This is a genomic window from Arthrobacter subterraneus (assembly GCF_900099735.1).
Taxonomy (GTDB): Bacteria; Actinomycetota; Actinomycetes; order Actinomycetales; family Micrococcaceae; genus Arthrobacter_D; species Arthrobacter_D subterraneus.
Genome location: NZ_FNDT01000012.1, coordinates 35,692 through 61,883 on the forward strand (window position 1 = coordinate 35,692; position 26,192 = coordinate 61,883).

Sequence of the window (26,192 nt, forward strand, 5' to 3'; positions counted from 1 at the left end):
GGGCGGAGGGGCCGGGTGGGTGCGGGAGGGTCAGCGGGTGGTGGGAAGTCCCGCGTCCTGCCAGTCGAACATTCCGCCGTCCATGGTGTCGGCGGTGTAACCGGCGGTGTTGAGGGCTTCGGCAACGCGGGCGCTGCGGTTGCCGCTGCGGCAGACGACGATGACCGGGCGTTCCCGGTCGAGTTCCTCCAGGCGGGACATCAGGTGCCCCATGGGGATGTGCAGGGCGCCGGGGATCATGCCTTCGGCGACCTCGAAGTCTTCGCGGACGTCAAGGATCTGGGCCTGGTCCCTGCGGGAGTTCGCCTCGTGAATGGTGATTCCGGCCATGGTGGTCCTCTTCTCTCGTGTCAGGTTTTGTGTCAGGGGGTTTGAGTGGAGGGTTGGGTGGGTGGACCGGGTGCCCTGCCCGATGGGGGACAGGCAGGGCCCCGAAGTCTTTGTCAGCTGCCGGCGGGGATCTGGTTGATCGCGGCGGCGGCGGTGGGTTCGCTGGCGGTTTTGTTCCACGGCATCTTCGACAGGGCGTTGCCCATGGCGCAGGTGTTGGTGGCTGCGGAGAACGTCAGCCCGGTGCCGATTGCTCCGGCCAGCAGGCGGAGCTTCGGTGAGACGAGCTTGCCGGCCAGCAGTCCGGCGAGCACGAGGGATCCGGCGGTGAGGCGCACCTGGCGCTCCAGATCCCAGCGCTGGGCTCCGCGGACAACGTCGCCGCCGGCAGCGGCGAAGCCGGGCACGCCTCCGGTCAGGATCAGCGCCGTATCAATGCCGACTCCGTCCAGACGCTGGCGTGCCTGCTCGGCGCGGACGCCGGACTGGCAGACCAGCACAACCCGCTGCCCCAGCCGTTCGGCCAGCTCATCGGTGTGCTCGGAGAGCAGGGGAAGCGGAACGTTGTAGGAGCCGCGGATGTGCATGGTCTCGAACTCTGCGGCGGAGCGCACATCAACGATGATCAGGTCCTCATGCCGGGTGATCCAGTCCCGCAGGGTTTCAGGATCGAGGGCGGTCACGGTGGAGGTGTTGGAAGCCAAGGGTTTCCCTTTCGAATGTCAGCGGGTTGAACTGTCGTCATCAATCCTGCCACATACCCCAGGGGGTATGCAACAAACCCTAGGGGGTATATACTTGGGGAAGGTAATTCGTCTTCCAGGAGGATCTTGTGCAGCTCGACACCACTGAACTCACGCCGGTCATCAACCGGCTCAAGCGCGCCACGGGGCAGCTGACTGCGGTCACGCGCATGCTCGAGGAGGGTCGGGACTGCAAGGACGTCGTGACCCAGCTCGCGGCCGTGTCCAAGGCACTGGACCGCGCCGGCTTCGCGATCATCTCCTCGGGCCTCGAGCAGTGCATGGCCGAGGGCGGCAACACCATGGACAAGAAGGACCTGGAGAAACTCTTCCTCGCACTGGCCTGAGCCTCACCTGTTCCCGCCCGGCGGGAGCGTCTACCGCGCCGTCGGGTGGGTTTCATACATGCGGAGAGCAACCACGAGGGCTGCCGCGGCACTGAGAGCTGCGGCGGCCCATACTGCTGCGTGCAGGCCGGCGACATCTGCCATGATTCCGCCGATGACGGCGCCGAAGGCGTAGCCAAGGTCCCGCCAGAGCCGGTAGATGCCTACCGCGCGTCCCCTCCAGGCCGGTTCGGCGACATCTCCGATGGCTGCCAGCAGCGTTGGGTACACCATGGCGGTGCCTGCGCCCAGCAGTATGGTGCCGACTGCCCAACCCGGGAATGTGCCGGCGAGTGCGATGACGGCGAGCGCCGCGGACTGAAGCCCCATCCCGGCCGTGATGAGTCGTTTGCGGCCGTAGCGGTCCGAGAGTGCGCCGGTCGCCAGCTGACCCACACCCCAGACGCCCGGATAGAGCGCGAAGAGGAGCGAAATCTGCCCCAGCGACAGGTCGGCTGTTGCGAACAGGAGCGGAAACAAACCCCAGGCGAGGCCGAAGTTCAGGTTGTTGACCAGTCCGGCCTGGCTCGCGGAGGCCAGCGCCGGTTCGCGCCAGGTGCTGAGCGCGAAGATGTCCCGACTGCTGTGGGTGGTGCCCGAACGCAGTGATGGGAGTCGGGGTGTGCGGTGGTGCTGTTCGAGGGCGGCATGGCCCCGGGTTTCCTTCACCAGCAACGCGGAGAGCGTGAGTCCCAGGGCCACGTAGGCCGCGCCGAGCAGGAACGGTGCCGGGCGTAGGCCGTAGGTGGCGGCGAGGTGCCCGGCCAGCAGGGATGTAATGGCCACGGCCCCGTAGCCGGCGGCTTCATTGAGTCCCATCGCGAGCCCGCGTTTATCGGGGCCGACCAGGTCTATTTTCATCACGACCGTGGTTGACCAGGTCAGGCCCTGATTGATTCCGAGCAGGACATTCGCCGCGACCACCCATCCCCAGTCCGGGGCCAGAATGAGCATCACGGGGACTGGCACGGCGAAAAGCCAGCCGATCAGGAGGACGGGTTTGCGTCCGAGCCTGTCAGCGAGGATTCCGGCGGCGTAGTTGCTGGCTGCCTTGGTGATTCCGAAGGCGGCGATGTAGGTGAAGATGACCGTGTAGCCGGTCAGGCCGAAGTCATCGGCGGCGAGCAGAGGCAGCACCGTCTGTTGCTGGCCGACCACACCTCCCACCAGTGCGTTCACGGCGACCAGCAGGGCGAACTGGGCAGCGTTGGCTCTCAAGCCGAGTGTGGCCGTCCCGGCCAGTTCATTGCGGGTCACGAGGTGCTCCAGGGGTTGTCGGGGTGGGCACGGCAATGGGCCCGCGCGTGAAGCAGCGGACCCATTGCCTGTCGGTGGAGTCAGCCTGCTAGCTGACGGTGGTTGACTTCCGGGAGGTGTTCCATGCTTCCCAGCCTGCGTAGCTGCCGTCGAGTTCGACGACGTCGTAACCTGCCCTGCGCAATGCGCTGGCTGCGACGGAGTTCCGGACTCCGCTCTGGCAGTAGGTCACGATGGTGCCCTCGGAAGGGAGCTGGTCCTGGTTCCAGAGCACCCGGCCGGCGCTCAGTTGCGCTGAACCCGGGATGTTGCCGGCGGAGTGTTCGGTCTTGTTCCGCACGTCCAGCAGCAGTGCTGGCCCGAAGTTCTCGAGGTCAGCTGGTGCGAGTACCTTCGGTGTGGTGGCCGGCAGACCGTCCAGGGTGGGTGTGAACCCGGTGATGTTGTCGATACCGACCCGCACCAGGTGATCCCACATCTCCTGGGCCGCTTCCTGGTCTGGGGCCAGCAGGACCAGCGGCCGGTCATCGGTTTCCGGGTCGTAGGCCCAGGCCCCGAAGCTGGCCATCTTGTTCCCGGCGGGGATGTTCAGGGCGCCGGTGACGGTTCCCTGGTGCACCTGGTCGTTCGAACGGGTGTCAACGAACGTGACCCTGTCAGCGGCGAGGTCGCCGGCAAGTGAAGCGTTGTCCAGCTGCGGCAGTTCACCGCGGAGGCCCATTACGTCCGGGCCGAGGCGGTTCTGCCGCTTCATGCGCCCGAAGTAGGCGTGCGCGTCGGGCTGGCCGTCGAGGAGTTCGCGGACGAATCCTTCCTCGTCATTGGCTGCGAGGTAGGGCCCCCACCAGGCATAAAGGCGTTCGTAGCCCACCGTCGTGGACGGGATCGCGCCGAGGGCCTTGCCGCAGGCGCTGCCGGAACCGTGGCCGGGGTAGACCTGCACGTGGTCGGGCAGGGTCAGGAACTTCTCCCGCAGGCTGGCGAAGAGCTGCTTCGCGCCCACAAAGCGGGTGTCCTGTCCGCCGGCAGCCTCATCGAGGAGATCCGGCCGGCCCAGGTCACCCGAGAAGACGAAGTCGCCCGAGAGTAGGTAGCCGGGCTGGTCGCTGAACGCGCCGTCGGTGATCAGGAACGCAAGGTGTTCCGGGGTGTGCCCGGGGGTGTGCACGGACTTGATGGTGATGTTTCCAGAGGTGATGGTGCTGCCGTCGTAGAGCCGCTCAGCGTCGAAGCCGTACTGCCAGTCCTCGCCGCCCTCACCGGAAACGTACATCGCGGCGCCGGTGGCCTCGGCCAGTTCCCGCGTGCCGGAAAGGTAGTCGGCGTGGATGTGCGTTTCGGTGACCGCAACGATCTTCATTCCGTGGGCCGCCGCCAGCTCCTGGTACGGGGCGATGTCCCGGCGGGCGTCCACCACCACAGCCTCGCCCTTGGCCTGGCAGCCGATGAAGTAGCTGGCCTGGGCAAGATCCTCATCATAGATACGTTCGAGAAGCATGATCGTCCTTCCGTTTGTCCGGTTCCGATACCTAGGGGGGTATCGCTCTGACATTCACAATAATACCAAGGGGGGTATCCATGCAAGCTCCATTTGGTTGGATAAAAATACCCCTAGGGGTATAGTGGCCCAGGAAAGTCTGATTCAACGAAAGGACCCGCAATGTGCCGGACCACCACGTGCATGTACTGCCGCAAGACCACCTGGAGTGGCTGCGGCAACCACGTCGACCAGGTCATGCGAGGCGTGCCCAACGGTGAGCGCTGCACCTGCTCGGCCGTCGACCCGCGCGGCACCACCCGCGAAAAGGGCTCCGCGGGCACCAGCTGGCTTAGCCGACTGTTCGGCCGCTCGCGGGTGTGACTAGAGAACTCTGGCGCCAATAGGGAATCAGCCCGCGCCGCCGTCGTCGTTCTGCTTGTCTGAAAAGTTGTTGAACAATTCCTTGCCAACATTGTTCAACAACCTGTATCGTCACTGGGGACGATAATTGTGACTCCAGTCACCCCGACGTTACGGACGGACCCATGGCAGACGGCAGCACCAAACTCGAAATGACCTCCTCGGCACGGCGGACAGCCCTGCTGGGCGCAATGTTCCTGATGGCCACCAGCGCCATCGGGCCCGGCTTCATCACCCAGACCACGGTCTTCACGGCCCAGCTTGGTGCGGCGTTCGCCTTCGCGATCCTCGCCTCCATCCTCATCGACATCGCCGTCCAGATGAACGTCTGGCGCGTTATCGGCGTCTCCGGGCTGCGCGCCCAGGAGCTTGGCAACCGGGTGATTCCCGGCGTCGGCTACTTCCTGGCCGGCCTGGTGTTCCTCGGCGGTGTGGTCTTCAATATCGGCAACATCGCCGGTACCGGCCTCGGCGCCAACGCAATGCTCGGCGTCGATCCGAAGATCGGCGGCGCGGTGTCCGCGTTCGTGGCCATCCTGATCTTCCTGAGCAAGCGGGCCGGCATGGCGTTGGACCGGATCGTCGTGATGCTCGGCGCCGTGATGATCCTGCTGATGATCTACGTGGCCATCGTCGCCGCTCCGCCGCTCGGTGAAGCACTCAAGAACACCTTCCTTCCGGAGCAGGTCGACTTCCTCATCATCACCACCCTGGTGGGCGGCACGGTGGGCGGGTACATCACCTATGCCGGCGCGCACCGCATGCTGGACTCCGGCGCCACCGGCGTTGAACACGTCCGGCAGATCACCCGCAGTTCGGTGATCGGCATCATTGTCACCGGCGTCATGCGGGTCCTGCTCTTCCTGGCGATCCTCGGAGTGGTCGCAGGCGGCACGGTGCTGAGCAGCGACAACATGGCAGCTGAGGCGTTCGGAGCCGCTGCCGGCGAGATCGGGATGCGGATGTTCGGCATCGTCCTCTGGGCCGCAGCCATCACCTCGGTGATCGGCGCCTCGTTCACCTCGGTCTCCTTCATCACGTCCTCCAAGACCGCAGAGCGTAAGCGGAACCTCATCACCGTCGTCTTCATCGCCTTCTGCGCAACCATGTACCTCTTCCTCGGCCAGGCGCCGCAGCAGCTGCTGATCTTCGCCGGTGCGTTCAACGGCCTTATCCTCCCCGTCGGCTTCGGCGTACTCCTCTGGGTGGCCTGGCGGCGCCGCGACCTGATGAACGGCTACGACTACCCGAAGTGGCTGCTCATTGTCGGTGTGGTGACCTGGCTGCTGACCCTGTTCCTGGGCTGGAACTCGGTTCTGGGACTGGCGCAGCTGTGGTCGGCATGAGCCGCATCGCCGATCGCGGCGCTGCGACCCCGGCCGAGGCACGGGCGGCCTTCCGCGACGGACTGGTGGAGCCGACGTCGGGCTGGTCCCGTGGGTATGCGCAGGCCAACGTGCTGGCAATCCCGCGCGAGCAGGCGTTCGACCTCCTCCTTTTCGCCCAGCGCAACCCCAAGTCGTGTCCTATCCTGAGTGTGCTCGAGCCGGGGGAGACCACCGGCCCGCTGCTCGCCGGCGGGGACATCCGCACCGACGTCCCGAAATACACGGTGTACCGCGACGGCGAAAAGGTCGACGAACCGACGGACATCACCGGCCACTGGCGCGATGACCTGGTCACCTTCCTGATCGGCTGTTCCTTCACCTTCGAGGCAGCACTGCAGGACGGGGGCGTCCGGATTGCGCACATCGACCAGGGCGTGAACGTGCCCATGTTCCGGACCAACCGCGAGTGCGCGCCGGCCGGGGCCATGTCCGGCCCGCTGGTGGTGTCCATGCGTCCGGTTCCGGCGGCCCAGGTGGCCGACGCCGTCCGCATCACCTCCCGCTACCCGGCGGTCCACGGCGCACCGGTGCACATCGGCAACCCGGACGAGCTGGGCATCAGCGACCTCGGTGCACCGGATTTCGGGGAGGCCGTCCGGATTCCGGAGGGTCATCTGCCGGTGTTCTGGGCCTGCGGCGTGACCCCGCAGGCGGCGGTGATGCGTTCTCGTCCGCCGCTGGCGATCGGCCACGCGCCCGGGCACATGCTGATCACCGACGCGCGGGACAGCGACTACCTGGTGCCCTGAGCGCCCCTTTCCGGGAACTTTTGCGCACGTCTGGTGACTCCGACGCCGTCGGGGTCACCAGACGTGCGCAAAAGTTCCGGAGGTGGGGCGTAGGGGCGAAATCCCCGAGGTTCCAGGCGGCCGGCGATCGACGGCCCAGGGGTTTCAGCGGGCGTCGCCCTCAAGGTGCGCCAACAGCTCGGCTTCGGCGGCGTCGAGGTACTCGCGCAGCTCCGCCGCCGCCAACTCGTTCTCACCCGCGCGCAGCCGCTTCACCAGCTGCGCGTTGCGGTCAACGTAATAGGTGTGGAAGTCCGGGGCGGACGCCATGGCATGGAACACCAGCCGCATCTCCGCGAGCACCCGGTCCATCAGCTCCCGCAGCGACCCACTCCCCGTCAGCGCCACCACGGCCTCGTGGAACGCCTGGTTGGCGTTGGCCATGTCGGGCACGGAGCCGGCGTCCCGTGCGGCGCGGGCCCGCCGGATGATGTCCTCCATTGCGTCGAGCTCCTCGGTGGACGGCCGCCCCCACAGCACGGCCGCGGGTTCGATGGTCCGGCGCACCCGGTAGATCTCCCGCACCTCTTCCACGCCCGGGGCTGCGACAAAAACACCCCGGTTCGGGATCCGCGTCACGATCGACTCGCCCGCCAGCGTGGTGAACGCCTGCCGCAGCGTATTCCGGGACACCCCCAGCGACGCGGACAGCGACTGCTCCGACAGCTTGGACCCGGGCGTCAGCTGCCCCGCCGCGATCCGCGCCCGCAGCACCGAGGCGATCCACGCCGTCGTATGCGCGTGCTCAGCCTGCTGCTCCACTTCAGTGCTCATGAAGCAACGGTACCCAGAACTTCACCGCGGACGACGGCGGCACCCGGCTGCTGCTCCCCGCACCGGAAGGTGCCGGCGGAGGAGGCAGAAACCACCGTCTCCATCTTCATCGCCTCCAGCACGGCGAGGGGCTGGCCGGCGCTTACCGGGGCGCCGTCGTCGGCCAGCCACTTCACGAGGTTGCCGCCCATCGGGGCGGTGACTGCGCCGTCGTCGTGCTGTGTTTCCGGGGTGGACGACGACGGAGCGGCGCCGCTTCCGCCTGTCATCAGAGCGTTGAACACCTGCGCCGGCAGTCCCAGCTGGACGGCCTTGCCGTCGAGTTCGACGGTGAGCGTCTCGCGGCGGGCCACCGAGCCGGCGAGGCCGCTGCGCAGCGAGGCCTCGAGGCGTCCGGCGAACTCGGACTCGATCCACGTGGTGTAGACGCCGAGCCGGTCGGGCTGCGTGAAATCGGGGTCGCGCACCACGGCGCGGTGGAACGGGACCACCGTCGGGACGCCCTCGATGCGCAGCTCGTCGAGGGCGGTGCGGGCACGGCGCAGTGCCTGGGCGCGGTCCTCGCCGTGGACGATCAGCTTGGCCATCAGCGAGTCGTATTCGGCCGGGATGCTCGATCCGGAACGGACGCCGGTGTCGACCCGGATGCCGGCACCCGTCGGCGCCTCGAAGACGTCCACCGGTCCCGGCGAGGGGAGGAACCCGCGACCTGCGTCCTCGGCGTTGAGCCGGAACTCGATCGCGTGGCCGTGCGGCTCGGGATCTTCCGTGATCGAGACCGGCAGGCCGGCGGCGATGCGGAACTGTTCGCGCACGAGGTCCACGCTTGAGGTCTCCTCGGTCACGGGGTGCTCAACCTGCAGGCGCGTGTTGACCTCGAGGAAGGAGATCACGCCGTCGGGCGCCACCAGGTACTCGACCGTGCCGGCCCCGGTGTAGCCGGCCTCGCGGCAGATGGCGCGGGCCGATTCATGGATGCGGGTGCGCTGTTCGTCGGTCAGGAACGGCGCGGGGGCCTCCTCCACGAGTTTCTGGTTGCGGCGCTGCAGCGAGCAGTCGCGGGTACCCACCACCACAACGTTCCCGTGGGTATCCGCGAGCACCTGCGCCTCGACGTGCCGGGGCTTGTCGAGGAACCGTTCCACGAAGCATTCGCCGCGCCCGAACGCCATGGTGGCCTCGCGGACCGCGGATTCGAAGGCGTCGTCGATGTCTTCAAGCCGGTGCGCGATCTTCAACCCGCGCCCGCCGCCGCCGAACGCCGCCTTGATGGCCACGGGGACGCCGTGTTCCTCGGCGAAGGCGCGGACTTCATCGGCGTCGGCGACCGGTCCGTCCGTGCCCGGGACCAGCGGGGCGCCCGCCCGGACGGCGATCTCACGGGCGGTGACCTTGTTGCCCAGGCTGCGGATCGCGTCCGGCGACGGGCCAATCCACGTGAGACCGGCGCCCTGCACCGCCTCGGCGAAGTCGGCGTTTTCGGAGAGGAAACCGTAGCCGGGATGCACGGCGTCGGCACCGGCCCGTGCTGCGACGTCGAGCAGTTTGGGGATGTTCAGGTATGTGTCCGCGCTCGCGGAACCGCCCAGTGCGTACGCCTCGTCGCTGAGGCGGACGTGCAGCGCGTCGGCATCGGGGTCCGAGTACACCGCCACGGACGCCAGTTCCGCATCCGCGCAGGCGCGGGCAATCCGCACGGCAATTTCGCCGCGGTTCGCGATCAGGATCTTCTTCATGGTCAGGGCTCCATTTCGACAAAACGTATGGTGGTGCCCGGCGGCAGCTGGGCGGCGATGGGCAGATCCTCCGGTACGACGACGCCGATCACCGGGTACCCGCCCGTCACCGGATGATCGGCCAGGAACAGGACGGGAAGGCCCGACGGCGGCACCTGCAGTGAACCCGCCACCACGCCTTCGCTGGGGAGTTCGTCGGTCCGTGCCCTTTCGAGGGGCTGTCCGTCTGTTACTGCCAGGCGTACCCCGATCCGGTTGGACTCGGCGGTGACGGACCAGTCCTGTGCGGTGAATGCAGCCTGTGATTCGGGCGTGAACCAGTCCTGGCGGGGACCGGCGGTGATGCGCAGCTGCACGGGTGTGTTCGCGTTGGGCTCCAGAAGCTCTCCGGGCAGTGTCGAAGGCTCGGGGGTCCCCACCACCCGCAGTGAGTTGGCAGGACACGCCGCCAATGCGTCGGCATTCGCGGCGTGTCCTGCCAACTCAACGTGGGGGAGCTGCTGGTCGACGGCGCCCACCGGGAGCACCGTCCCCTGCGTGAGGGGTGCGGGGCCGATGCCGGACATCAGGTCGGTCGCGCGGCTGCCGAGGACGGGCGGGACGGCGATTCCGCCGCGGACCGCGAGGTAAGTGCGCAGACCGGCGTCGGGTAGGTCGAGGTGCAGGCTTTCGCCGTCATGCAGGGCGAACGGGGCGCACATTGGTGCGGGCCGGTTGCCGGTGTCGCTGCGGATTTCGGTGGGTGTGGGCGCGCCCGTGAGGGCCAGCGTAAGCTCACCGTGCGCCTTCACCGAGAGGCCGCCGAGGACGCTTTCGACGACGGCGTCCCCCGGCTCATTGCCCACCAGACGGTTGGCCTGCCGGGTGCTGGCGGCATCCGCGGCACCGGAGACAGAGACGCCGAGGTCGCTGAGTCCGGGCCGGCCCAGGTCCTGGATAAGGCTCTGCGGGCCGGGCGACAGTACCTCAAGCGACGGTGAGGTAGCGGCGGCGGGGCCGGCGCCGTCGTCGTTCTCTGCTGAAGTGTCTGCCTCTTTTACAGTGTCAGCAACCTCGATGACCTCCCGAACCGCGACGTACTGCACGGTGGTGCCGGGGCGGAGGAGGGCGGGCTGGTCGCGGTCGAGGTCCCACATGCGGGCGGCGGTGCGGCCGATGAGCTGCCAGCCGCCGGGGGAGCGGCGCGGGTAGACCGCCGAGAAGTTGCCGGCCAGTGCCACCGATCCGGCGGGTACGGCGGTGCGTGGGGTGTCGCGGCGCGGGACGTTGAGTGACTCGTTTTCGCCGACGAGATAGGCGAAGCCGGGGGCAAAGCCACCGAACGCAGCGGTCCACAACTGGCCGGTATGGGCTTCGATGACGCCGTCCGCGCCGAGGCCGGTGAGGGTGCCGACGTCGGTGAGGTCATCGCCGTCGTACACCACCTCGATCCGGACAGGATCGCCCGTCAATCGGGTGTCCTCCGACGGGGTGGGATCGAGTGCGGCGATCGATGTCCGTGCGGTGCGGGCGCTGGTGGGGGAATCGAAAACGGCCAGCACGGTCTGTGCTGCGGCGAGGACGTCCACCTGGCCCTTCAGCGGATGCTGCACCAGGCGGGCGTGGACGGCGAGTACGGAATCGAGCGATTCGAGGTCGATGAGCAGTGCGCGTGGTCCGGCCCAGCGGATCTGTGCCTGCGGGATCCCAGGACTCACACGAAACTCCGGATCCTGACGCCGGCAGCCTCGAGTTCGCGGCGGACGGCGGCGGACATCGCCACGGCGCCGTCGGTGTCGCCGTGAAGGCAGATACTTTCGGCTGAGGTCCTGATGGTGGAGCCGTCGCGGGCGATGAGAGTGCCTTCAGTGGCGAGTCGGACCATGTTGGCGGCGACGGTGTCCTCGTCGTGGAGAACGGCGTCCGGTTCGCGGCGGGAGACGAGGGTGCCGTCGGGGTTGTAGGCGCGGTCGGCAAAGGCTTCGGAAACTCCGCGGAGGCCAGCGGCTTCGGCTTTGCTGAGTGCCACCGAGCCCGGCAGCAGCAGCATCGGGAGGTCGCTGCCGAAGGCTTTGACGGCGTCGACCACGGCCTGGGCCTGGACCTCGTGGGTGACGATGGTGTTGTAGAGGGCGCCGTGCGGTTTCACGTAGCGGATGGTTCCGCCGGCTGCCCGGGCGATCGCGTCGAGTGCGCCGATCTGGTAGAGGACGTCGTCGGCCAGTTCTGTGGGGGAGCAGTCGAGAAAACGGCGTCCGAAGCCGACGAGGTCGCGGTAGCCCACGTGGGCGCCGATGGTGACACCGGCGGCGACGGCGTCGCGGCAGGTCTGGGCGATGGTTGAGGGGTCGCCGGCGTGGAAGCCGCACGCCACGTTGGCGCTGGAGACGGAGCGGAAGATGGCGGCGTCGTCGCCCATGGTCCAGTTGCCGAAGGACTCGCCGACGTCGCTGTTGAGGTCGATGTAAGCCATAAGTGATCCTCGTCTCGTTAAGTGGTTCACTCAGCATGCCTCATGACGCAGGATTGTTCAACAATGTTTGGTGATCGGGTTGCAAAAGGAGCGCCGCCGCACGCACAAAAAAGGGAGGGAGCCTCATCGAGGCTCCCTCCCTTTCTGTTACTCCCTGCGTTACGAGAGCACGTTCACCCGTGAGTCGCGGCGGCCGAACAGTGCGTAGTCGGCGGACGCGCGGCCTGGTCCGACCAGCGCGAGGGCCAGTGCAGCAGCACCAAGCAGCAGTACAAGCTCGTAGCCGTTGTTGGAGACAAAGATGCCGGCCGAGAGGTGCACCAGTACCAGGGCGCCCAGCATGTCGAGTGTCAGCAGGACTGCCACCGGGCGGGTCAGCAGGCCGAGGATCAGCGCGATACCGCCGACCAGCTCCAGCGTTGCAATAAAGGGTGCTGCGATGTCGGCCATGGGGATTCCCATGTCGCCGAACGCGGCGGTGGTGCCGGCGATGGTCCATTCGTTGTACTTCTGCCAGCCGTGTGCGGCGAAAAGGAAGCCGACGACGACGCGGAGAACGGTACGGGCGGTGGTGGTCAGGGTGGCGTTGTTCATAAGGATCCGTTTCGGGGTCTGGGTGGCGGTGCCTCTGGTTGGCGGGCACCGCCGTCGTACGTGTGTGTCCTGTGAATGCTTAGCGGACGAGGGCGAAGCCGCTGGTCCACTGGATATTCTCGCCGGCGGCGAGGGTCAGCTGCAGGAAGCCGATGGCTTCGAGCTCGCGTGCGCGGGCCAGTGATCCGGCGTCGACCGCGTCCACGCCGCCTGCTTTGACAGCGTCGGCGAGGGTGTTCTTGGCGTCGGCGTCGTCACCGGCGATGAGCACGGTGGTCTGGTTCTGGCCGACGGTCTTGGAGCCGAGGGTTGCGGCGAAGTTGGTGTTGAAGGCCTTGAGAACCTTCGACGACGGCAGTGCGGACGCCAGTTCGGCGGCGGCGGAGCTGTCGGACGGGACCACGAGGGAATCGAAGGTTTCGAAGTTCAGCGGGTTGGTGATGTCGACGACGATTTTGCCGGCAAGCTGCTCACCGTACTGTGCGGTGATGTCTTTGAGGGCGGGGTAGGGGACAGCCAGAACGACGACGTCGCCGTTGACGGTGGCGCCGGTGCTGGAAGAGTCGATGTGCTCGACGGACGAGCCGCCGGCTGCAACAACGCTTGCAATGGCGCTGCCCATGTTGCCATTGCCGAAGATGGTGAACGAAGTCATGTGGAGCTCCTTTGTGGGAATTGCTTGCGGATACAACTAAAAACCTAGCACCGATTAGTTGTAGTTGCAAGCGTTACGTAGAATGAAGCTATGACGCGATGGCTCAGCAGGGAAGAACAGGATGTATGGAAGCGGATGGCGGCTGTGCTCGAGCTGCTGCCCGCGGCGCTCGACGGGCAGTTGACGCGCGACGAGGACCTCACGCACTTTGAGTACTTTGTGCTGGCCTCGTTGTCCGAGGTGCCGGGGCGTACCCTTCGGATCACGGCGCTTGCCTCCCAGACCAATGCAACGCTTCCCCGGATTTCCCGGGTGCTGACGGGCCTGGAGAAGAAGGCCCTGGTGGAGCGGAGCGAGTGCAGCGAGGACCGGAGGGCAAAGAACGTGACGCTCACCGAGACAGGCTGGACAAAGCTCGTCGGTGCGGCGCCGGGTCACGTCGAGTTTGTGCGGGGGATGGTGTTCGACCAGCTCACAGCCGAGCAGGTGTCGCAGCTGTCCGACATTACGACGCAACTCCTGAAGACACTCGACCCCGAGGGCAAGATGTTCGCCTCGTTGGGGAAGTAGGACTCGAGTCTTTCCTTGCTGCCGGGCTCGCATCGGGGGTCTTGTTTTGGCGCTTGGGCGCGCGGCCCGGGTTGGCGACGCTGGGCTTCGTCTCGGCGCGCCGATTCGGTGCTCTTGTTTTTGGATGCGCCCCGTGTACTGCCTCGCTTTCAAGCGCCACTCTCGACGCCAGCGAAAATGTCGTAGGCAGATGATGTTATGGGTTCATGGCGGGGAAGCACTCAACCTGGGTCTCTGAGGAGACGGCCCTGTGGGCGTCTGACTCAGTCATGGGCCCGTTGGTGGGGCAACTGGCTCACCATCCCGTGACCCACCGGGATCTTGAGGCGTCGCTGGAATGTCTGGGGGAACTCGCGTCCCTGCGGGCATGGGTTGACGCACAGGAGGCGAAACTGCTGACCCGCATCGCTGAACTCACAGTGGGTGCCCTTGCCGCGGATGGGTACGGCGGCCTTGTTGCACAGGAATATGGGGAGAGCCTTGCGGCGGCTGAAATCGGTTCGGTGCTACGGATTCCGGATGGTTCGGCAGGAAAGCTCATCGACCAGTCGAAGCTGCTGGTGAGTTTCTTCCCCTCCACCGTGGAAGCGCTTCAGCTGGGGAAGATTTCGCGGCGGCATGCTGTGGCTGTTTCGCAGGAGTGCTGTGGTGTTCCCGAGGATGAAATCCCAGAATTTGAGGACCAGCTGCTCGAGATCGCCCGGGAAACAACGGTTGCGAAGTTGAGCCACCGGGCGCGGCGTCTTCGTGAGCAACTGCATCCCGAGTCGTTGGAGAAGCGGCGGGAAAAGAAGGTTCGTGACCGTTCCGTTCTGGTGGAGCCCGACCGTGACGGCATGGCCTGGTTGAGTGCCTACCTGCCGGCGGAGGAGGCCTACGGGATTGAGCACCGCATCGATCTGACAGCCAGGGCTCTGCAGTGCCCGGATGAACAGCGGACGCTGAGCCAATTACGCGCGGATGTGTTTTCCGATCTGCTGACCCATACCTGTGCGTCGGACCCGACGGTCGAAGCGGCCGGTGCGGTCGCAGCGCCTTCACCGTCGGCGTCGTCTGCCTTTGGGTCATCGTCGGGGCCGTCCGGTGCCCAGTCGTCAGGCTTCGCTTCGTCGGCCGGACAGCCAGGCGGATCCGGACAGTCAGCAGGACCCGGACAGTCCAGCGGCTATCGGGGAATCGCCGCCCGCGTCTTTGTGACGGTGCCGGTACTGACTTTGCTTGGCGGAGATGAACCCGCTGAACTGGACGGCTACGGCCCCATCGATGCGGAAACAGCGAGGCGGCTGGCCGGGCACGCGCCGTCGTTCACCCGCCTTCTGACCCATCCGGAAACGGGAGCGGTCCTGTCGGTGGGCAGGACGAGGTACACCCCGCCCAAAGATTTGCAGGACTGGGTCAGGGTGCGGGACAGGACGTGCCGGCATCCAGGCTGCAACCGTGTGGCGGTGCGGTGCGAGATCGACCACACGACACCGTGGTCGCAGGGAGGGGAAACCTGTGCAGGTAACCTCGGAGCATTCTGCAAGCGTCACCACATGTTCAAGACATTGAGCTTCTGGAAACACCGACAACCGGTCGAGGGGACAATTGTGTCCACCTCATTCGCTGGGCGGACCTACATCACGCGTCCGGAACCGTACGGTGCCAGAGCACAGGCGCCGCCGCCGTTTTGAGAGGCGGGGCTTGAAATGTGCGGGCCCCTGCGCTCACACAAGTGGCCGGCTCACACAAGTGGCCGGCTCGCACAAGTGGCCGGCTCGCACAAGTGGCCGGCTCGCACAAGTGGCCGGCTCGCACAAGTGGCCGGCTCACACAAGTGGCCGGCTCGCAGCTGGAGCCGGCCACCGCGGGAGTCAGGAAACCTGCAGGCCGCCGTTGATGTCGTATGTGGCGGCGGTAATGAATCCGGCGTCCGGCCCGACGAGGAAGCTGATGAGCGCTGCCATCTCGTCCACGGTGCCCACCCGGCCAACCAGGATGTCCTTCGACATATCGCGCTTCCGCTCCTCGGTGAGGGTTCCGCCCATGATGTCGGTATCCACCGGGCCGGGAGCAATGCAGTTCACGGTGATGCCGTGTTCGCCCATTTCCCGCGCGAGCGCCCGGGTGAATCCGATGATCCCGGCCTTCGACGCGCTGTACGCAACCTTGGAGTAAGTTCCACCGCCGCGCTGCGCCGAAATGGACGAGATGCTCACTACACGCCCCAGCTTCCGGTCAATCATCCCGTGAAGTACGCGCTGCGTGACGAGGAAGGTGCCGGTCATGTTCACCGCGAATACACGTTCCCAGGCTTCCTTGGTCTCCTTCATGAATTCCGTGGGGGAGCTGATGCCCGCGAGGTTGGCCAGCGCCACGATCGGCGGCAGCTCAGCCTCAATGCGGCTGATCGCGGCATCGACAGACGCTTCGTCGGAGACATCCGCGCCGACTCCGATGGCCTTGACTCCGTTCCGCTGCGCAATGTCGGCTGCAGCCTCTTCTGCTGCAGCGCCGTCGATATCGAGGATGGCAATGTTCCAACCCTCGCGGGCGAGCCGGTCTGCGGTGGCCCGCCCGATCCCGCGAGCCGACGCTGCTCCGGTGAGTACTGCCGTGCGGTCAGAGGGGAATGCTGCTGTTTCTGTCACGTTTGCTCCTGATGTTGATCGTTCTGATGGATGAAGTGTTCGTAGTCGTCATAGGTCTGGTTGATGTGTGCCTGCATGGCTTTCCGGGCAACCTCCGGATCGCGGGTGCGGATCGCGTCGAGCACCAGCGCGTGGTGCTCCATGGCATGCTTCTGCACTTCAAGGAACGACGACGTCTCGCGCCTCATCGTGTACAGCAGCTGCTCGAGCGGGCCGAGTATCACCGGAATAAAGGGATTCGCCGAAGCGCGGAAGACGGCTTCGTGGAAAGCAAGGTCAGCGGTGGTGACTGCATCAAGGTCGCCCGCCTCGTGAGCGCGCCGCAACGCCTCGTTGGTGGACTCCATGAACTGCAGGTCATCTTCCGTGGCGTTCAGGGCGGCCAGCTCAGCCGCGCCGATCTCCACCATGCGGCGGATCTCCAGCAGGCGGAGCGAAACATCGGGGGAGGTGGTGGCTGCCGAGGCAGACCGGATGATCGCCTGCAGGTCCGTCCACTGGGCTGTCGGTTTCACATAGGTTCCGAGCCCACGCTTCACCTGGACAATGTTCTGCGCCTGCAGCTTTTTGAGTGCTTCCCGGACAGTCAGCCGGCTGACGTCGGACTCGGCAGCCAGTTCAGCCTCCGAAGGCAGCGACGCTCCCGGCGGATAGGTGCCCCTGATGATTCGATCGAGGATCTCCTCAAAGACCGACTCAGCCAGTGATGTACGTGCCACCGGGGCACCCCCTCACAGGCCAGCGGGCAAGCAACGTTGCTTCTCGCATGTGCACTGTACTTTCCTTCAACTTTTACTTGTCAGATGTCATATGTGTAGTGCTAGTGTGTCATTCAGCACACTGCTCGTCAACGCACAGCGGGCATCGTGCTGATCTAAGACGGCAACGAGGCTTGCTTAGCTGACGAGGAGCACACTACGTGGATCTACAACTACTTTTGGCGCTGGTTCTTGGAATCGCGACCATCATCATCCTGGTGCTGAGGACGCGTCTCGACGCGTTCGTGGCACTGCTCATTGCCGCCCTGGTAACGGGCATCGTTGCGGGACAGGCTCCGCTCGAGATTGTTTCGGCCATCACCACCGGCTTCGGCAACACGCTGGCTTCAATCGGCATTGTCATCGGGCTCGGAGTCGGCATCGGAAAGATTCTGGAAGTCTCCGGGGCCGCAAACTCCCTGGCACTGGCATTCCTGAAGCTTTTCGGCAAGGGACGTGAGCCCTGGGCGCTCGGAAGCGTTGGCGCCCTGGTTTCCATCCCGGTCTTCTGCGACTCCGGATACGTCATCATGAACCCGCTTGCACGTTCCATTGCACGGGTGAAGCGCGCGGGCTACATCACCCTCGCACTGGCGCTTGGCTGCGGCATGACCCTGACGCACCACCTGGTGCCGCCCACCCCCGGACCGCTTGCTGTCGCCGGCATCCTTGGTGCTGACCTCGGTGCCCTGATTCTGGCGGGCCTTGTCTTTACGGTCATCCTGCTTCCCATCGTGGTCATCTACGCCCGGTGGATTGGGCCCAAGATTGAACCCGACATGTCGCAGAGCGTCCGCGAGATGGTCTATGGCACGGCAGTAGCCCGGTCGGGCGGACGCACTGCCACGGCAGTTGCGGATCACGACGACGCCGGTACTCACGGCGACGGCGCGCCCACCCTTGGAGATTCCGAGAGCATGCACGGCTCCTCCGTGGATATCGATAACACCGACCTCGGCGCGCCTCCGGCCGGTGCCAAGCCGCACCGGGTTGGAGCGTTTGTTGCTTCCCTTCCGCTGCTTGGTCCGCTGCTGCTCATCATCCTCAACACAGTGAGTGCCGCGATCGACCAGAATAACCAGGGCGTCATCGGCACCGGCGAGTACGAGCCCTCCACCTGGGCAGTACCGCTGGCATTCATCGGTAACCCGGTGGTTGCGCTGGTCATCGGCGTCCTGCTTGCGGTCTACGTTCTGCTGCCGCGCTGGACCCCGCGCTCCAAGGTGCAGGGCTGGTTCGCGGAAGCTGCCGCGTCCGCAGGTCTCATCCTGCTCATCACCGGTGCCGGCGGCGCGCTTGGTCAGGTCCTCCGCAGCTCCGGTGTGGGCGACGCCCTCGCCGAAGCGATTGCTGCGACGCCGCTGCCTGCGTTCCTGGTTCCGTTCCTGATTGCAACGCTCGTTCGTATTGCCCAGGGTTCCGGCACGGTTGCAATGATTACGGCAGCGTCAGTCACGGCGCCGCTGGTCACCTCGCTGGGTATCGATCCGATTGTGGCAGCGCTTGCCTGCACCGCCGGCTCTATGGTCTTCAGCTACTTCAATGACTCCTACTTCTGGGTTGTCACGCGCTTCGCCGGACTGGACGGAACTGCGGCACTGAAGGGCTGGTCTGGTATTACGACGGCGGTCTGGGCAGGTTCCATCCCGCTCCTGTTCATCGCGAACGCAATCCTCGGTTAACACGCGGGTGAGCTGATCCGCTATACAGAACCGCTCCCGGGAGATGTCTCCCGGGAGCGGTTCTGTTTAGGCAGCGCACACGTTGGTTATGACGCTGCTTCGAGCCTGCAAGGTTTATCGCAGCCGGATGTTCGAAGGATTGCCCGGGACGGCGACTGCTTTCAATCCCGACTGGTTGGCGTGAAGAAGGCACCACTTGGCCAACTGCATGCCGACGAGCTTACGGACAGACTCGTGCTTTGCCTTCACGAGAGGTGTCGCTGCCGAGCCGAAGACAGCAAGACTGATGCCGTTCTTCCCATGCAGCGCAGGATCACGAAGTACTGCAACCCACGCTTTACCCAACGCAGCCTTCGCCGCATCGGCGCTGCCATTCACGTTCGTGAATTCTCGGGTCAGATGCGCCTTCATGCGCTCCAGGTTTTTCAAGCGCTCGCTTGCTCCGGCTGGTGTCAGGACGGCAGCCGAGCTTACTGGTGCAGGTGCAGCACGAGCGGGAGGTGCCGGTATGTGAGCAACCGATTGCACCCCCATGGGTTTCGGTCGCGCCGACTTTTCATTCACTTGCCCATCGATCCCGAACTCGGGCTCGACTGACTGCTCGGCAAGAAGCGTGAGATGGCTAAGCTCGCGGTGCAGTTTGGCGATCTCGCGATGGATCTCACTGATTCGCTTCACAACGCTGGCACGAGTTGGCGGAGTCTCTGCCTGAGCTGTGTGGAGCTTGGCTTCCACCTCGGAGGAGATACTGCACCGGAAGAGGGCGCAGAGGGTTCGCGCGAGCGGGAGGCGGTCTCCGTCGTCGTGCAATAGCAGGGGAGAAGGGCTCGTCAGGGTCTGCACCACTGAAGCAAGGTTCTCCAGGGTTCCGTAGACTCTTCCAAATCGAAAGCGTTCCATAACCGTTGCGGAATCGATTTGGGGACAATAGACACACTGTGCCAGTCTCAACTCCGGCTCGTTGAAACCGGAAAAGTGCGGCTTCAGGACTGACCGACGGATCACCGCACGAACAACGTCGAGCTGGCCGGAGACCTGTTCTATGGGGTTCGGGACGCCGGTTCCGTTGCCCAGTAGCCATGGCTGCCCGGTATCTGCGGCAAGTGCTACGGCCTGCGGGAACCGCTTCCACTCGCTCACCATGAGGACGCCGGTGACGGTGTTATAGAAGAACCAATCGATTTCAGCGACCGCGCGGCCTGGCGCCTCAACCCGGCAGTTGGTGAACGCCCAGACGTCGTCGTTGAGCAGCGATGAGAGCCTGGCGACATCCTTTTGCGCAGGTTTGTGCGCCGCCGAATTGGTGGAAGGAAAGTGCAGCAACGTCTGGCCTTGATGGGTGCAGGGGATGGTGAAGGAACCCCAACCCCGCACCAGCCGCGCAGAGAGCGCTGAGCTCATCGTAACCGAGCCCGCGGAAACTCGGATTGAACGAGACCCGAGGCGATTAGGCTATGACAAATGGCGGCCACCCCAACCTCAACACCTCGAACATCCATCGCGAGAACAGCCGCCCGCATCCTTCTGGGCCTCTTCCTGCTGGCAGCCGGCACCGCCCACCTGACCTTCGCCCGCTCCGAATTCGCCGCTCAGGTGCCGGCCTGGCTACCGCTCAACACCGACGTCGTCGTAGTGGTGTCCGGCGTCGTCGAACTGGTTCTGGGCGCTGCATTGATACTCCTCCGCCAAATGCGACAGCGGGTCCTGGTGGGATGGATAACGGCAGCCTTCTTTGTCGCCGTCTTTCCCGGCAACATCGCCCAGTACCTCGAAGGAGTCGACGCCTTCGGACTCGACACCGACCGCGCCCGGCTTATCCGGCTCTTCTTCCAACCGATCCTGGTCCTGTGGGCACTGTGGTCCACCGGCGCATGGCACCACCGCCGATTGCTACGCTCCTCAGGTGAGCACCTGCGCCGCTAACGGCATCCCGCCACGACCACGATCGGACGTGGCGCCATCGACATAGACGTGGTCATTGCGCTTGTCGGTGCGGTCATTCTGATCGGAATGGGTTCGATTTTCCGGCACCGGTTCATTCCCAGCCCGGAGTTCTGGTCCGGACTCGAAAAGCTGGTCTACTTTGTGCTCCTGCCCTGCCTGCTCGTCACCGGACTCGCCGACGCCGACTTCGCCTCCATCGAGCCTGGACCGATGGTCCTGGTGCTGGCCGCCTCAGCATCCTTTGCAGCACTGCTCGCCTACGCCACCCGCCGCCCCGCCGCAGGCCAGAACGGCCCGGCATTCACCTCCGTCTTCCAGGGCACCGTCCGCTTCAACACCTACATCGGAGTAACGACGGCGGCAGCCCTCTTCGGATCCGACGGCATCGCCATCGCCGCACTCGCCAACGCCGTCCTGATCCCGTTCGGCAACCTTGCCTCCACCATCGCGCTCGCCCACTACGGACACCACAAACTGCGCGGTTCCGCCGTGGTGCTCGCCGTGTTCCTCAATCCGCTGATCCTGGCGTGCGCCGTCGGACTTGCCGCAAACCTCATCGGCTCCGTACCGGGAGTACAAAGCTTTCTCGATACGCCGGCACCGGCCGCAGTCCTGCAACTCCTGATCGCGGTTCTCGGGCTGCTCGGGGGAGCGGCACTGCCTATCGGTCTCTTCTGCGTCGGCGCCGGATTGCGCGGACGGCTCGTCACCAGGGAGTCGCTACGCCCGGTCGCAGCAGCACTGGTGCTCCGGTTCATCCCGGTTCCGGCCGCGACGCTTGGCCTGTGCCTCCTGCTGGGATTCACTGGCCCGGCCGCCGTGGTGTGCGTGGTCTTCCAGTCACTGCCCACCGCTACAAGTTCCTACGTCTTTGCCCGACGCCTCGGCGGCGACGCCTCCCTCATGGCCCAGATCACCGCCGCACAGACCGTCCTCTCGGGTGTAGTACTGCCGACGTGGATTCTGGTCGCCCTCACGGTGCTCATGTAAACAGTGACCCACGCAGGCACAGCCCTCACCTAAGCGCGGAGCCCATATTGCTCGCTAGGATCGATCCATGGAAACCCGCGAAGCCGCCGCAGATACCCTCGTCACCCTCAGCGACATCGAAGACGCCGCCGAACGCATCAGCGACCTGGTCCTGCGGACACCGCTCATCCAGCTTCCGCACCCCGAGCGCCCGGACGAGATCCTGCACTGCAAAGCTGAATCCCTCCAGCCCACCAGCGCCTTCAAGCTCCGCGGCGCCTACAACACCATTGCCCAGGTGCTGGATCAGGCCCGTGAACACGGCATCGTCGCCCAGTCCTCAGGCAACCACGCCCGTGCAGTTGCCTGGCTGGCACACCGGCTGAACCTCCGCGCCGTCATTGTCATGCCCGACGCCGCACCGCTGCCGAAGATCGCCGCCGTACGTGCACTCGGAGCAGAAGTGGAGATTGTTCCCTCAGCCCTACGCGACATCCGCGCCCACGAACTCGTTGCCGAACACGGCTACGTCCATGTTCCGCCCTACGACGACCCGCGGATCATCGCCGGGCAGGGGACCGTGGGACTCGAAATAGTGCAGCAACTGCCCGAGGTGGACACCGTCCTGGTGCCGATTTCCGGCGGTGGCCTCATCTCCGGAATCGCTACCGCGGTCAAGGGGATGAAGCCTGAAACCCGCGTGATCGGAGTGGAACCGGAACTCGCCGCGGACGCCGCCCAGAGCTTCCGCGAAGGCCGCCGCATCACCTGGGAGCAGGAACTGACCTACCGCACGGTGGCCGACGGCCTGCGCACCCCCGCCCTCGGGGTGCACCCGTGGGAGCATGTGAAGCGCTACGTCGACGACATCATCACGGTCACCGAGGAGCAGATCCTCTCCGCCATGCGCCACCTCACCCTCGAAGGCAGGCTGGTGGTGGAACCGTCCGGCGCCGTTGCCACGGCTGCCTGGATGCACGGACTCATTCCCGGCCATCACGACGGCGACACGGTAGCCGCCGTCGTCTCCGGCGGATCAGTGGACCCGGCCCTGCTCGCGAAAGTGCTGCAGCGGCAGTTCTAGAGCCGTTCGAGGAAAGCGGTGAGCAGTTTCACCCACTGCTCGCGCGCGGCGTCGTTCGCTTCCGGGGAGGGCAGGCCCATCTGGCTTGCCACGATCGACGCGGTCCCGTTCTTCTTGGGCTCGCTGGTGACAAGGACCGATGAGCCGTCCCGGGCACGCGATCGCCACGTCAGACGCCGGTCGGATCCACCGGTCTTCGGAGGTTCAGCGAGCAGCAACTGTACAGTCGCGTTCCCGGCAGCGAACTCCGACCACCGCGCCATGAGCTCCTTCAGACCGAGCGCCGTCGACCTGCTCACGCTCAGCTGGAACGTGCCGTCGGAACGCTGCCCGGGAACCCGCCGCCCGATGTGGTGCTCGTAGGCGACCGCTATGGACTGCGCCCACCAGCCGGCCGAGTCCATGGTGCCGTCAAGTTCCTCATGAACCTTCAGCGCAATGTCCTTGTGGCTCAGGTCCCGGCCTCCAACCGAGTCCAGAAACCTGAGCCACTGGTCCCACGAGCGGTTGGTGGCCCGCTCGATGGACGCAATTTTGGAGTCGGTTGCCATTCCCGAATACTGTCACGCCCCACCGACGTTTGAGTTACCCGCCGGTCTGCAACTCATCCGAGCCGCCGGACACCCGTCCACTGGACTTCTGCAACCGGTCAATGTGCTCGGATGCTTCGGCCTTGGTGATATCGGCAGGAATCTCCTCACCGGCTTCCCGCGCCAGCGTATCCAGATAGCTGCGCTGGGCCTCGGTCATGGGTTCATCACCGGTGACCCAATCTTCAGGGTCACGGGCGAAACCGCCCTGTGGTTCCGGCGTCGGGCTTCCCAGTGTCTTGTCAGACATGTCCATGCTCCTTCGATTGGAAATTACGGCTGTGCTTCCGGCGGCAGCGCTTCATGGTGGGCGCGGCCGTGCGTCCGGCGGTCTTCCTTCATCTCGGCTTCGAACAGGTGCCGCTTGCCCTCGACGAGTTCATCGCGCGCACGCTTTTCCAGGGCTTTGAACTCCGAGTAGTAGTGGTCGTCATAGTCCTCGACAATCTGGAACGTCCACCGCCCCTCAATGACATTCCGGCCCACTATGTTCTGCTCCAGCTCATCGGCGAGGCTGTCATGCCCGGCTTCGCGCAGCAGATCCACGGCCTCACCGAGGGCAAGATCCCCCTTGCCGGTCAACCGATGGAATCCATACAGAAGGCCGCGGGCGTGCTCCACCACTTCGAGCGCTTCCGAGAGCTTCCCGAGCGCCTCCACCGTCTTGTCCGAAGCCGATGCGGGCCGTTGATGGTTGCTGTCCGGCCCGTCCGATCCTGAGATAGTCATACTGCTTACCATATACAGCACGAGCGACGGTTGGGGTGATTTTCGGCTCCGCCCTATGCCGATACTCCGCACCCGCCTACCCTGAATTCATGCCCACCAACAGCTGGACACCGGCCGGCAGCAGTACGACGACGGCGCCTGACCTCCCAGCCATCCAGCGCCACACCGTCCGGGTCCTCATCGCAGCCCAAATCCTCGGTGGGATCGGTATGGGATCAGTCCTTTCGATCGGCGCTGTGATGGCCGCCGTGATCTCCGGTTCCGAAGCGCTCTCCGGCACTGCCGCCACGCTCAGTACGCTTGGTGCCGCGGCCAGCGCCATTCCGCTGGCGCGGCTGGCCCAGCGGCTTGGACGCCGCACTGCGCTGACCACGGGTGCACTTATCGCGGCGTCGGGATCGCTCACCGTGGTGGGGGCGGCAGCGCTCGAATCCTTCCCGCTCTTGCTCCTGGGGTTCGCGCTGCTCGGCGTGGGCGTCGCCGTCAACCTGCAGTCCCGCTTTGCAGCAACGGACATTGCAAGCTCCCAGCGTCGGGGCCGCGACCTTTCGCTGGTGGTCTGGTTCACCACCGTCGGAGCGGTCCTCGGCCCCAACCTGATCGGCCCAGGCGAAGTGGTGGCCGATACGCTCGGCATGCCTGACCTGACCGGGCCCTTCCTGATTGCCGCTGCCGCACAGGTCGCGGCTGCGGCAGTGTATCTCGTGGCACTGCGGCCTGATCCGTACCTCCTGAGCCGCACCCTACCGTCGGACCCCAGGGATGACGCGCCCGGAATGGTGCGGGGCAGGGGAGCGCTCATCTTCGCGATCGGGTCCGTTGCGGTCAGTCACGCGGTCATGGTGTCGGTGATGTCCATGACTCCCGTGCACCTGGTGAACCACGGCGTGACGCTGACCATCGTCGGCCTCACCATCAGCCTGCATATCGCGGGCATGTATGCGCTGTCGCCGGTGTTCGGCTGGTTGAGTGACCGGGTTGGACGGGTTGGCACCATCCTGATCGGCCAGGCGCTGTTCATCGTCTCACTGACCTTCGTCGCATTCGGGGCGGACAGCCCCGTGCTGGTCACGATCGGCCTGATTTTCCTCGGCCTGGGCTGGAGCGCGTCAACGGTGTCAGGTTCGGCCCTGGTGGCTGACCTCGTCACCGGCGCAGCACGTGCCCGGATTCAGGGCCGCACTGACCTCTCCATGAACCTTGCCGGCGCGTTCGGTGGCGCAGCCTCGGGCGTGGTGCTGGCCATGGTGGGCTACTCGGGCCTGGCCTGGGCGGCCGGGTTGCTTGTGCTGCTCATCGTGGCGGGCGCGACGACGATGCGCACCGCCCGTCCGCTCTCCGTGTAGAGGATCAAGAGAGCAGCGCAGGTCCTACTTGTGCGCCGTTTCATCCCAGAGTGTGCTCATCTCCGTCATCGCCCGCTCCATGATGGCGAGCATTGCGGCGTGCGCGTCCACGGCGTTACCGCGCTGAATCGCGCTCGCCACATCCACATGCATCTGCAGCGCTTCCTCATGCGGATGATCGGGCATCATGCCGTAATGCGTGCGGCCGGTCAGAACCTCTGCAACCAGTGAGTTCAGCTTGCCGAACATCTCGTTCCCGGAGCTAGACAGCACCAAATGGTGGAACTGGATGTCGAGTTTCAGGAAAAGTTCCGTGTCGCCATCCCGCCCGGCGGCCCACAGTTTTCCAGCCAGCCCCATCAGCTCGCTGGCGTCGGCCAGCGGAGCACGCATGGCGGCAAGGCGAGCGGCCTGGGGCTCGACGGCGGTGCGCAGCTCAGTGAGCGAGCGCAACTGTGCCACCCGCCCCGGCGAAGCGAGGCGCCAACGGATGACCTGCGGATCGTAAAGGTTCCATTCGGTTGCGGGAAGGACCTGCACACCCACCCTTCGGCGGGACTGCACCATCCCCATTGATGCAAGAACGCGGAGCACCTCGCGAATTACTGATCGTGAAACCCCATAACGTTCCTCAAGCTCCTCGATGCGCATGATGCTGCCGCTCTGCCACTCACCCGCGCCGATGGCGAGCCCCATCTGGTCCACCACCGATGCGTGAAGGCCGGAAAAGGCGACGTCGGAGGGTTGGGAATCGGCGGCTGACATGGAGGAAGCGTACCAACAGCATCCCAATCGCGACTGTGCGTTGCATAAGTATGATCTTTGTGACTACACTCACTCGATATAGCAGATGTAATACATCTACTCCAGCCCCGCATCCAGCGGTC

27 protein-coding genes are annotated in these 26,192 nt (G+C 65.4%); 10 read left to right on the plus strand and 17 right to left on the minus strand.

What is annotated here, in order from left to right:
- Positions 1-30: 30 nt before the first annotated feature.
- Complete coding sequence (locus BLS52_RS12685; RefSeq protein WP_090587190.1) at positions 31-330, minus strand: rhodanese-like domain-containing protein; 300 nt, start codon at positions 328-330, stop codon at positions 31-33.
- Positions 331-443: 113 nt separating this feature from the next.
- Entirely contained in the window at positions 444-1,034 is a 591-nt protein-coding gene (locus BLS52_RS12690) for a rhodanese-like domain-containing protein (RefSeq protein WP_090587192.1), read from the minus strand.
- A 128-nt stretch (positions 1,035-1,162) separates the two neighbouring features.
- Between BLS52_RS12690 and BLS52_RS12695 the strand changes: the two genes are divergently transcribed.
- Complete coding sequence (locus BLS52_RS12695) at positions 1,163-1,420, plus strand: metal-sensitive transcriptional regulator (RefSeq protein WP_026545554.1); 258 nt, start codon at positions 1,163-1,165, stop codon at positions 1,418-1,420.
- Positions 1,421-1,450: 30 nt separating this feature from the next.
- On the opposite strand, the gene BLS52_RS12700 is transcribed toward BLS52_RS12695, so the two are convergent.
- Complete coding sequence (locus tag BLS52_RS12700) at positions 1,451-2,716, minus strand: MFS transporter (RefSeq protein ID WP_175460168.1); 1,266 nt, start codon at positions 2,714-2,716, stop codon at positions 1,451-1,453.
- A gap of 88 nt (positions 2,717-2,804) precedes the next feature.
- Positions 2,805-4,214, minus strand: coding sequence for an MBL fold metallo-hydrolase (locus tag BLS52_RS12705; protein ID WP_090587194.1), 1,410 nt, complete (start codon positions 4,212-4,214; stop codon positions 2,805-2,807).
- A 527-nt stretch (positions 4,215-4,741) separates the two neighbouring features.
- Between BLS52_RS12705 and BLS52_RS12715 the strand changes: the two genes are divergently transcribed.
- Both BLS52_RS12715 and BLS52_RS12720 read left to right on the plus strand, forming a co-directional pair.
- Positions 4,742-5,962, plus strand: coding sequence for an NRAMP family divalent metal transporter (locus BLS52_RS12715; protein WP_090587197.1), 1,221 nt, complete (start codon positions 4,742-4,744; stop codon positions 5,960-5,962).
- The gene (locus BLS52_RS12720) at positions 5,959-6,753 is read left to right on the plus strand and encodes a putative hydro-lyase (protein ID WP_090587281.1); all 795 of its coding nucleotides are present in this window, start codon (positions 5,959-5,961) and stop codon (positions 6,751-6,753) included. The genes BLS52_RS12715 and BLS52_RS12720 overlap by 4 nt, the downstream gene beginning before the upstream one ends.
- Before the next feature lie 144 nt (positions 6,754-6,897).
- Here the strand turns inward: BLS52_RS12720 and BLS52_RS12725 are convergent, their stop codons facing one another.
- The 6 genes from BLS52_RS12725 to BLS52_RS12750 all read right to left on the minus strand — a co-directional run bounded on the left by BLS52_RS12725 (position 6,898) and on the right by BLS52_RS12750 (position 13,003).
- Complete coding sequence (locus BLS52_RS12725) at positions 6,898-7,566, minus strand: GntR family transcriptional regulator (RefSeq protein ID WP_090587199.1); 669 nt, start codon at positions 7,564-7,566, stop codon at positions 6,898-6,900.
- The gene (locus BLS52_RS12730; RefSeq protein ID WP_090587200.1) at positions 7,563-9,302 is read right to left on the minus strand and encodes an acetyl/propionyl/methylcrotonyl-CoA carboxylase subunit alpha; all 1,740 of its coding nucleotides are present in this window, start codon (positions 9,300-9,302) and stop codon (positions 7,563-7,565) included. Before BLS52_RS12730 ends, BLS52_RS12725 begins: the two co-directional genes overlap by 4 nt.
- Positions 9,303-9,304: 2 nt before the next feature.
- Positions 9,305-10,999, minus strand: coding sequence for a 5-oxoprolinase subunit B/C family protein (locus BLS52_RS12735; protein WP_245702852.1), 1,695 nt, complete (start codon positions 10,997-10,999; stop codon positions 9,305-9,307).
- A complete protein-coding gene (locus tag BLS52_RS12740; protein WP_090587202.1) occupies positions 10,996-11,754 on the minus strand; it encodes a LamB/YcsF family protein in 759 nt (252 codons plus the stop codon). The genes BLS52_RS12735 and BLS52_RS12740 overlap by 4 nt, the downstream gene beginning before the upstream one ends.
- A 159-nt stretch (positions 11,755-11,913) precedes the next feature.
- A complete protein-coding gene (locus BLS52_RS12745) occupies positions 11,914-12,348 on the minus strand; it encodes a DoxX family protein (RefSeq protein ID WP_090587203.1) in 435 nt (144 codons plus the stop codon).
- A 79-nt stretch (positions 12,349-12,427) separates the two neighbouring features.
- Positions 12,428-13,003, minus strand: a complete 576-nt coding sequence (locus BLS52_RS12750; RefSeq protein ID WP_090587205.1) for an NADPH-dependent F420 reductase — start codon at positions 13,001-13,003, stop codon at positions 12,428-12,430.
- 90 nt (positions 13,004-13,093) lie between these two features.
- On the opposite strand from BLS52_RS12750, the gene BLS52_RS12755 reads away from it, so the two are divergent.
- Both BLS52_RS12755 and BLS52_RS12760 read left to right on the plus strand, forming a co-directional pair.
- Positions 13,094-13,573, plus strand: a complete 480-nt coding sequence (locus BLS52_RS12755) for a MarR family winged helix-turn-helix transcriptional regulator (protein WP_090587207.1) — start codon at positions 13,094-13,096, stop codon at positions 13,571-13,573.
- A 206-nt stretch (positions 13,574-13,779) separates the two neighbouring features.
- Positions 13,780-15,246 (plus strand): HNH endonuclease signature motif containing protein, encoded by a 1,467-nt coding sequence (locus BLS52_RS12760; RefSeq protein WP_090587208.1) that lies wholly within the window; start codon positions 13,780-13,782, stop codon positions 15,244-15,246.
- A 180-nt stretch (positions 15,247-15,426) separates the two neighbouring features.
- Here BLS52_RS12760 and BLS52_RS12765 read toward each other — a convergent pair whose 3' ends face one another.
- Together BLS52_RS12765 and BLS52_RS12770 are read right to left on the minus strand one after the other, a co-directional pair.
- Positions 15,427-16,203, minus strand: a complete 777-nt coding sequence (locus BLS52_RS12765) for an SDR family NAD(P)-dependent oxidoreductase (protein WP_090587210.1) — start codon at positions 16,201-16,203, stop codon at positions 15,427-15,429.
- Positions 16,200-16,922: a FadR/GntR family transcriptional regulator gene (locus tag BLS52_RS12770; protein ID WP_090587211.1), complete on the minus strand. Its 723-nt coding sequence runs from the start codon at positions 16,920-16,922 to the stop codon at positions 16,200-16,202. Before BLS52_RS12770 ends, BLS52_RS12765 begins: the two co-directional genes overlap by 4 nt.
- Before the next feature lie 200 nt (positions 16,923-17,122).
- Here BLS52_RS12770 and BLS52_RS12775 point away from each other — a divergent pair, with 200 nt between their 5' ends.
- Positions 17,123-18,643, plus strand: coding sequence for a GntP family permease (locus tag BLS52_RS12775; protein WP_090587213.1), 1,521 nt, complete (start codon positions 17,123-17,125; stop codon positions 18,641-18,643).
- Positions 18,644-18,757: 114 nt separating this feature from the next.
- On the opposite strand, the gene BLS52_RS12780 is transcribed toward BLS52_RS12775, so the two are convergent.
- The gene (locus BLS52_RS12780; RefSeq protein WP_245702853.1) at positions 18,758-20,044 is read right to left on the minus strand and encodes a hypothetical protein; all 1,287 of its coding nucleotides are present in this window, start codon (positions 20,042-20,044) and stop codon (positions 18,758-18,760) included.
- A 60-nt stretch (positions 20,045-20,104) separates the two neighbouring features.
- Between BLS52_RS12780 and BLS52_RS12785 the strand changes: the two genes are divergently transcribed.
- From BLS52_RS12785 to BLS52_RS12795, 3 genes are all read left to right on the plus strand, one after another.
- The gene (locus BLS52_RS12785; protein WP_090587216.1) at positions 20,105-20,566 is read left to right on the plus strand and encodes a DoxX family protein; all 462 of its coding nucleotides are present in this window, start codon (positions 20,105-20,107) and stop codon (positions 20,564-20,566) included.
- A gap of 48 nt (positions 20,567-20,614) precedes the next feature.
- Positions 20,615-21,577, plus strand: coding sequence for an AEC family transporter (locus BLS52_RS12790; protein WP_090587217.1), 963 nt, complete (start codon positions 20,615-20,617; stop codon positions 21,575-21,577).
- 67 nt (positions 21,578-21,644) lie between these two features.
- Positions 21,645-22,640 (plus strand): threonine ammonia-lyase, encoded by a 996-nt coding sequence (locus BLS52_RS12795; RefSeq protein WP_090587219.1) that lies wholly within the window; start codon positions 21,645-21,647, stop codon positions 22,638-22,640.
- On the opposite strand, the gene BLS52_RS12800 is transcribed toward BLS52_RS12795, so the two are convergent.
- From BLS52_RS12800 to BLS52_RS12810, 3 genes are read right to left on the minus strand one after another with little or no spacing between them, the layout of a single operon-like run.
- Positions 22,637-23,191 (minus strand): hypothetical protein, encoded by a 555-nt coding sequence (locus tag BLS52_RS12800; protein ID WP_090587221.1) that lies wholly within the window; start codon positions 23,189-23,191, stop codon positions 22,637-22,639. The two genes, BLS52_RS12795 and BLS52_RS12800, sit on opposite strands and share 4 nt — an antisense overlap.
- Before the next feature lie 34 nt (positions 23,192-23,225).
- On the minus strand, positions 23,226-23,486 hold the full coding sequence (locus tag BLS52_RS12805; protein ID WP_090587222.1) for a DUF3072 domain-containing protein: 261 nt from the start codon (positions 23,484-23,486) through the stop codon (positions 23,226-23,228).
- Between the two features lie 17 nt (positions 23,487-23,503).
- Entirely contained in the window at positions 23,504-23,959 is a 456-nt protein-coding gene (locus BLS52_RS12810; RefSeq protein ID WP_090587224.1) for a hypothetical protein, read from the minus strand.
- An 89-nt stretch (positions 23,960-24,048) separates the two neighbouring features.
- Between BLS52_RS12810 and BLS52_RS12815 the strand changes: the two genes are divergently transcribed.
- Positions 24,049-25,305, plus strand: coding sequence for an MFS transporter (locus tag BLS52_RS12815; RefSeq protein WP_090587226.1), 1,257 nt, complete (start codon positions 24,049-24,051; stop codon positions 25,303-25,305).
- A gap of 24 nt (positions 25,306-25,329) precedes the next feature.
- Here the strand turns inward: BLS52_RS12815 and BLS52_RS12820 are convergent, their stop codons facing one another.
- Positions 25,330-26,070 (minus strand): FadR/GntR family transcriptional regulator, encoded by a 741-nt coding sequence (locus BLS52_RS12820; protein WP_026545572.1) that lies wholly within the window; start codon positions 26,068-26,070, stop codon positions 25,330-25,332.
- Positions 26,071-26,192 lie beyond the last annotated feature (122 nt).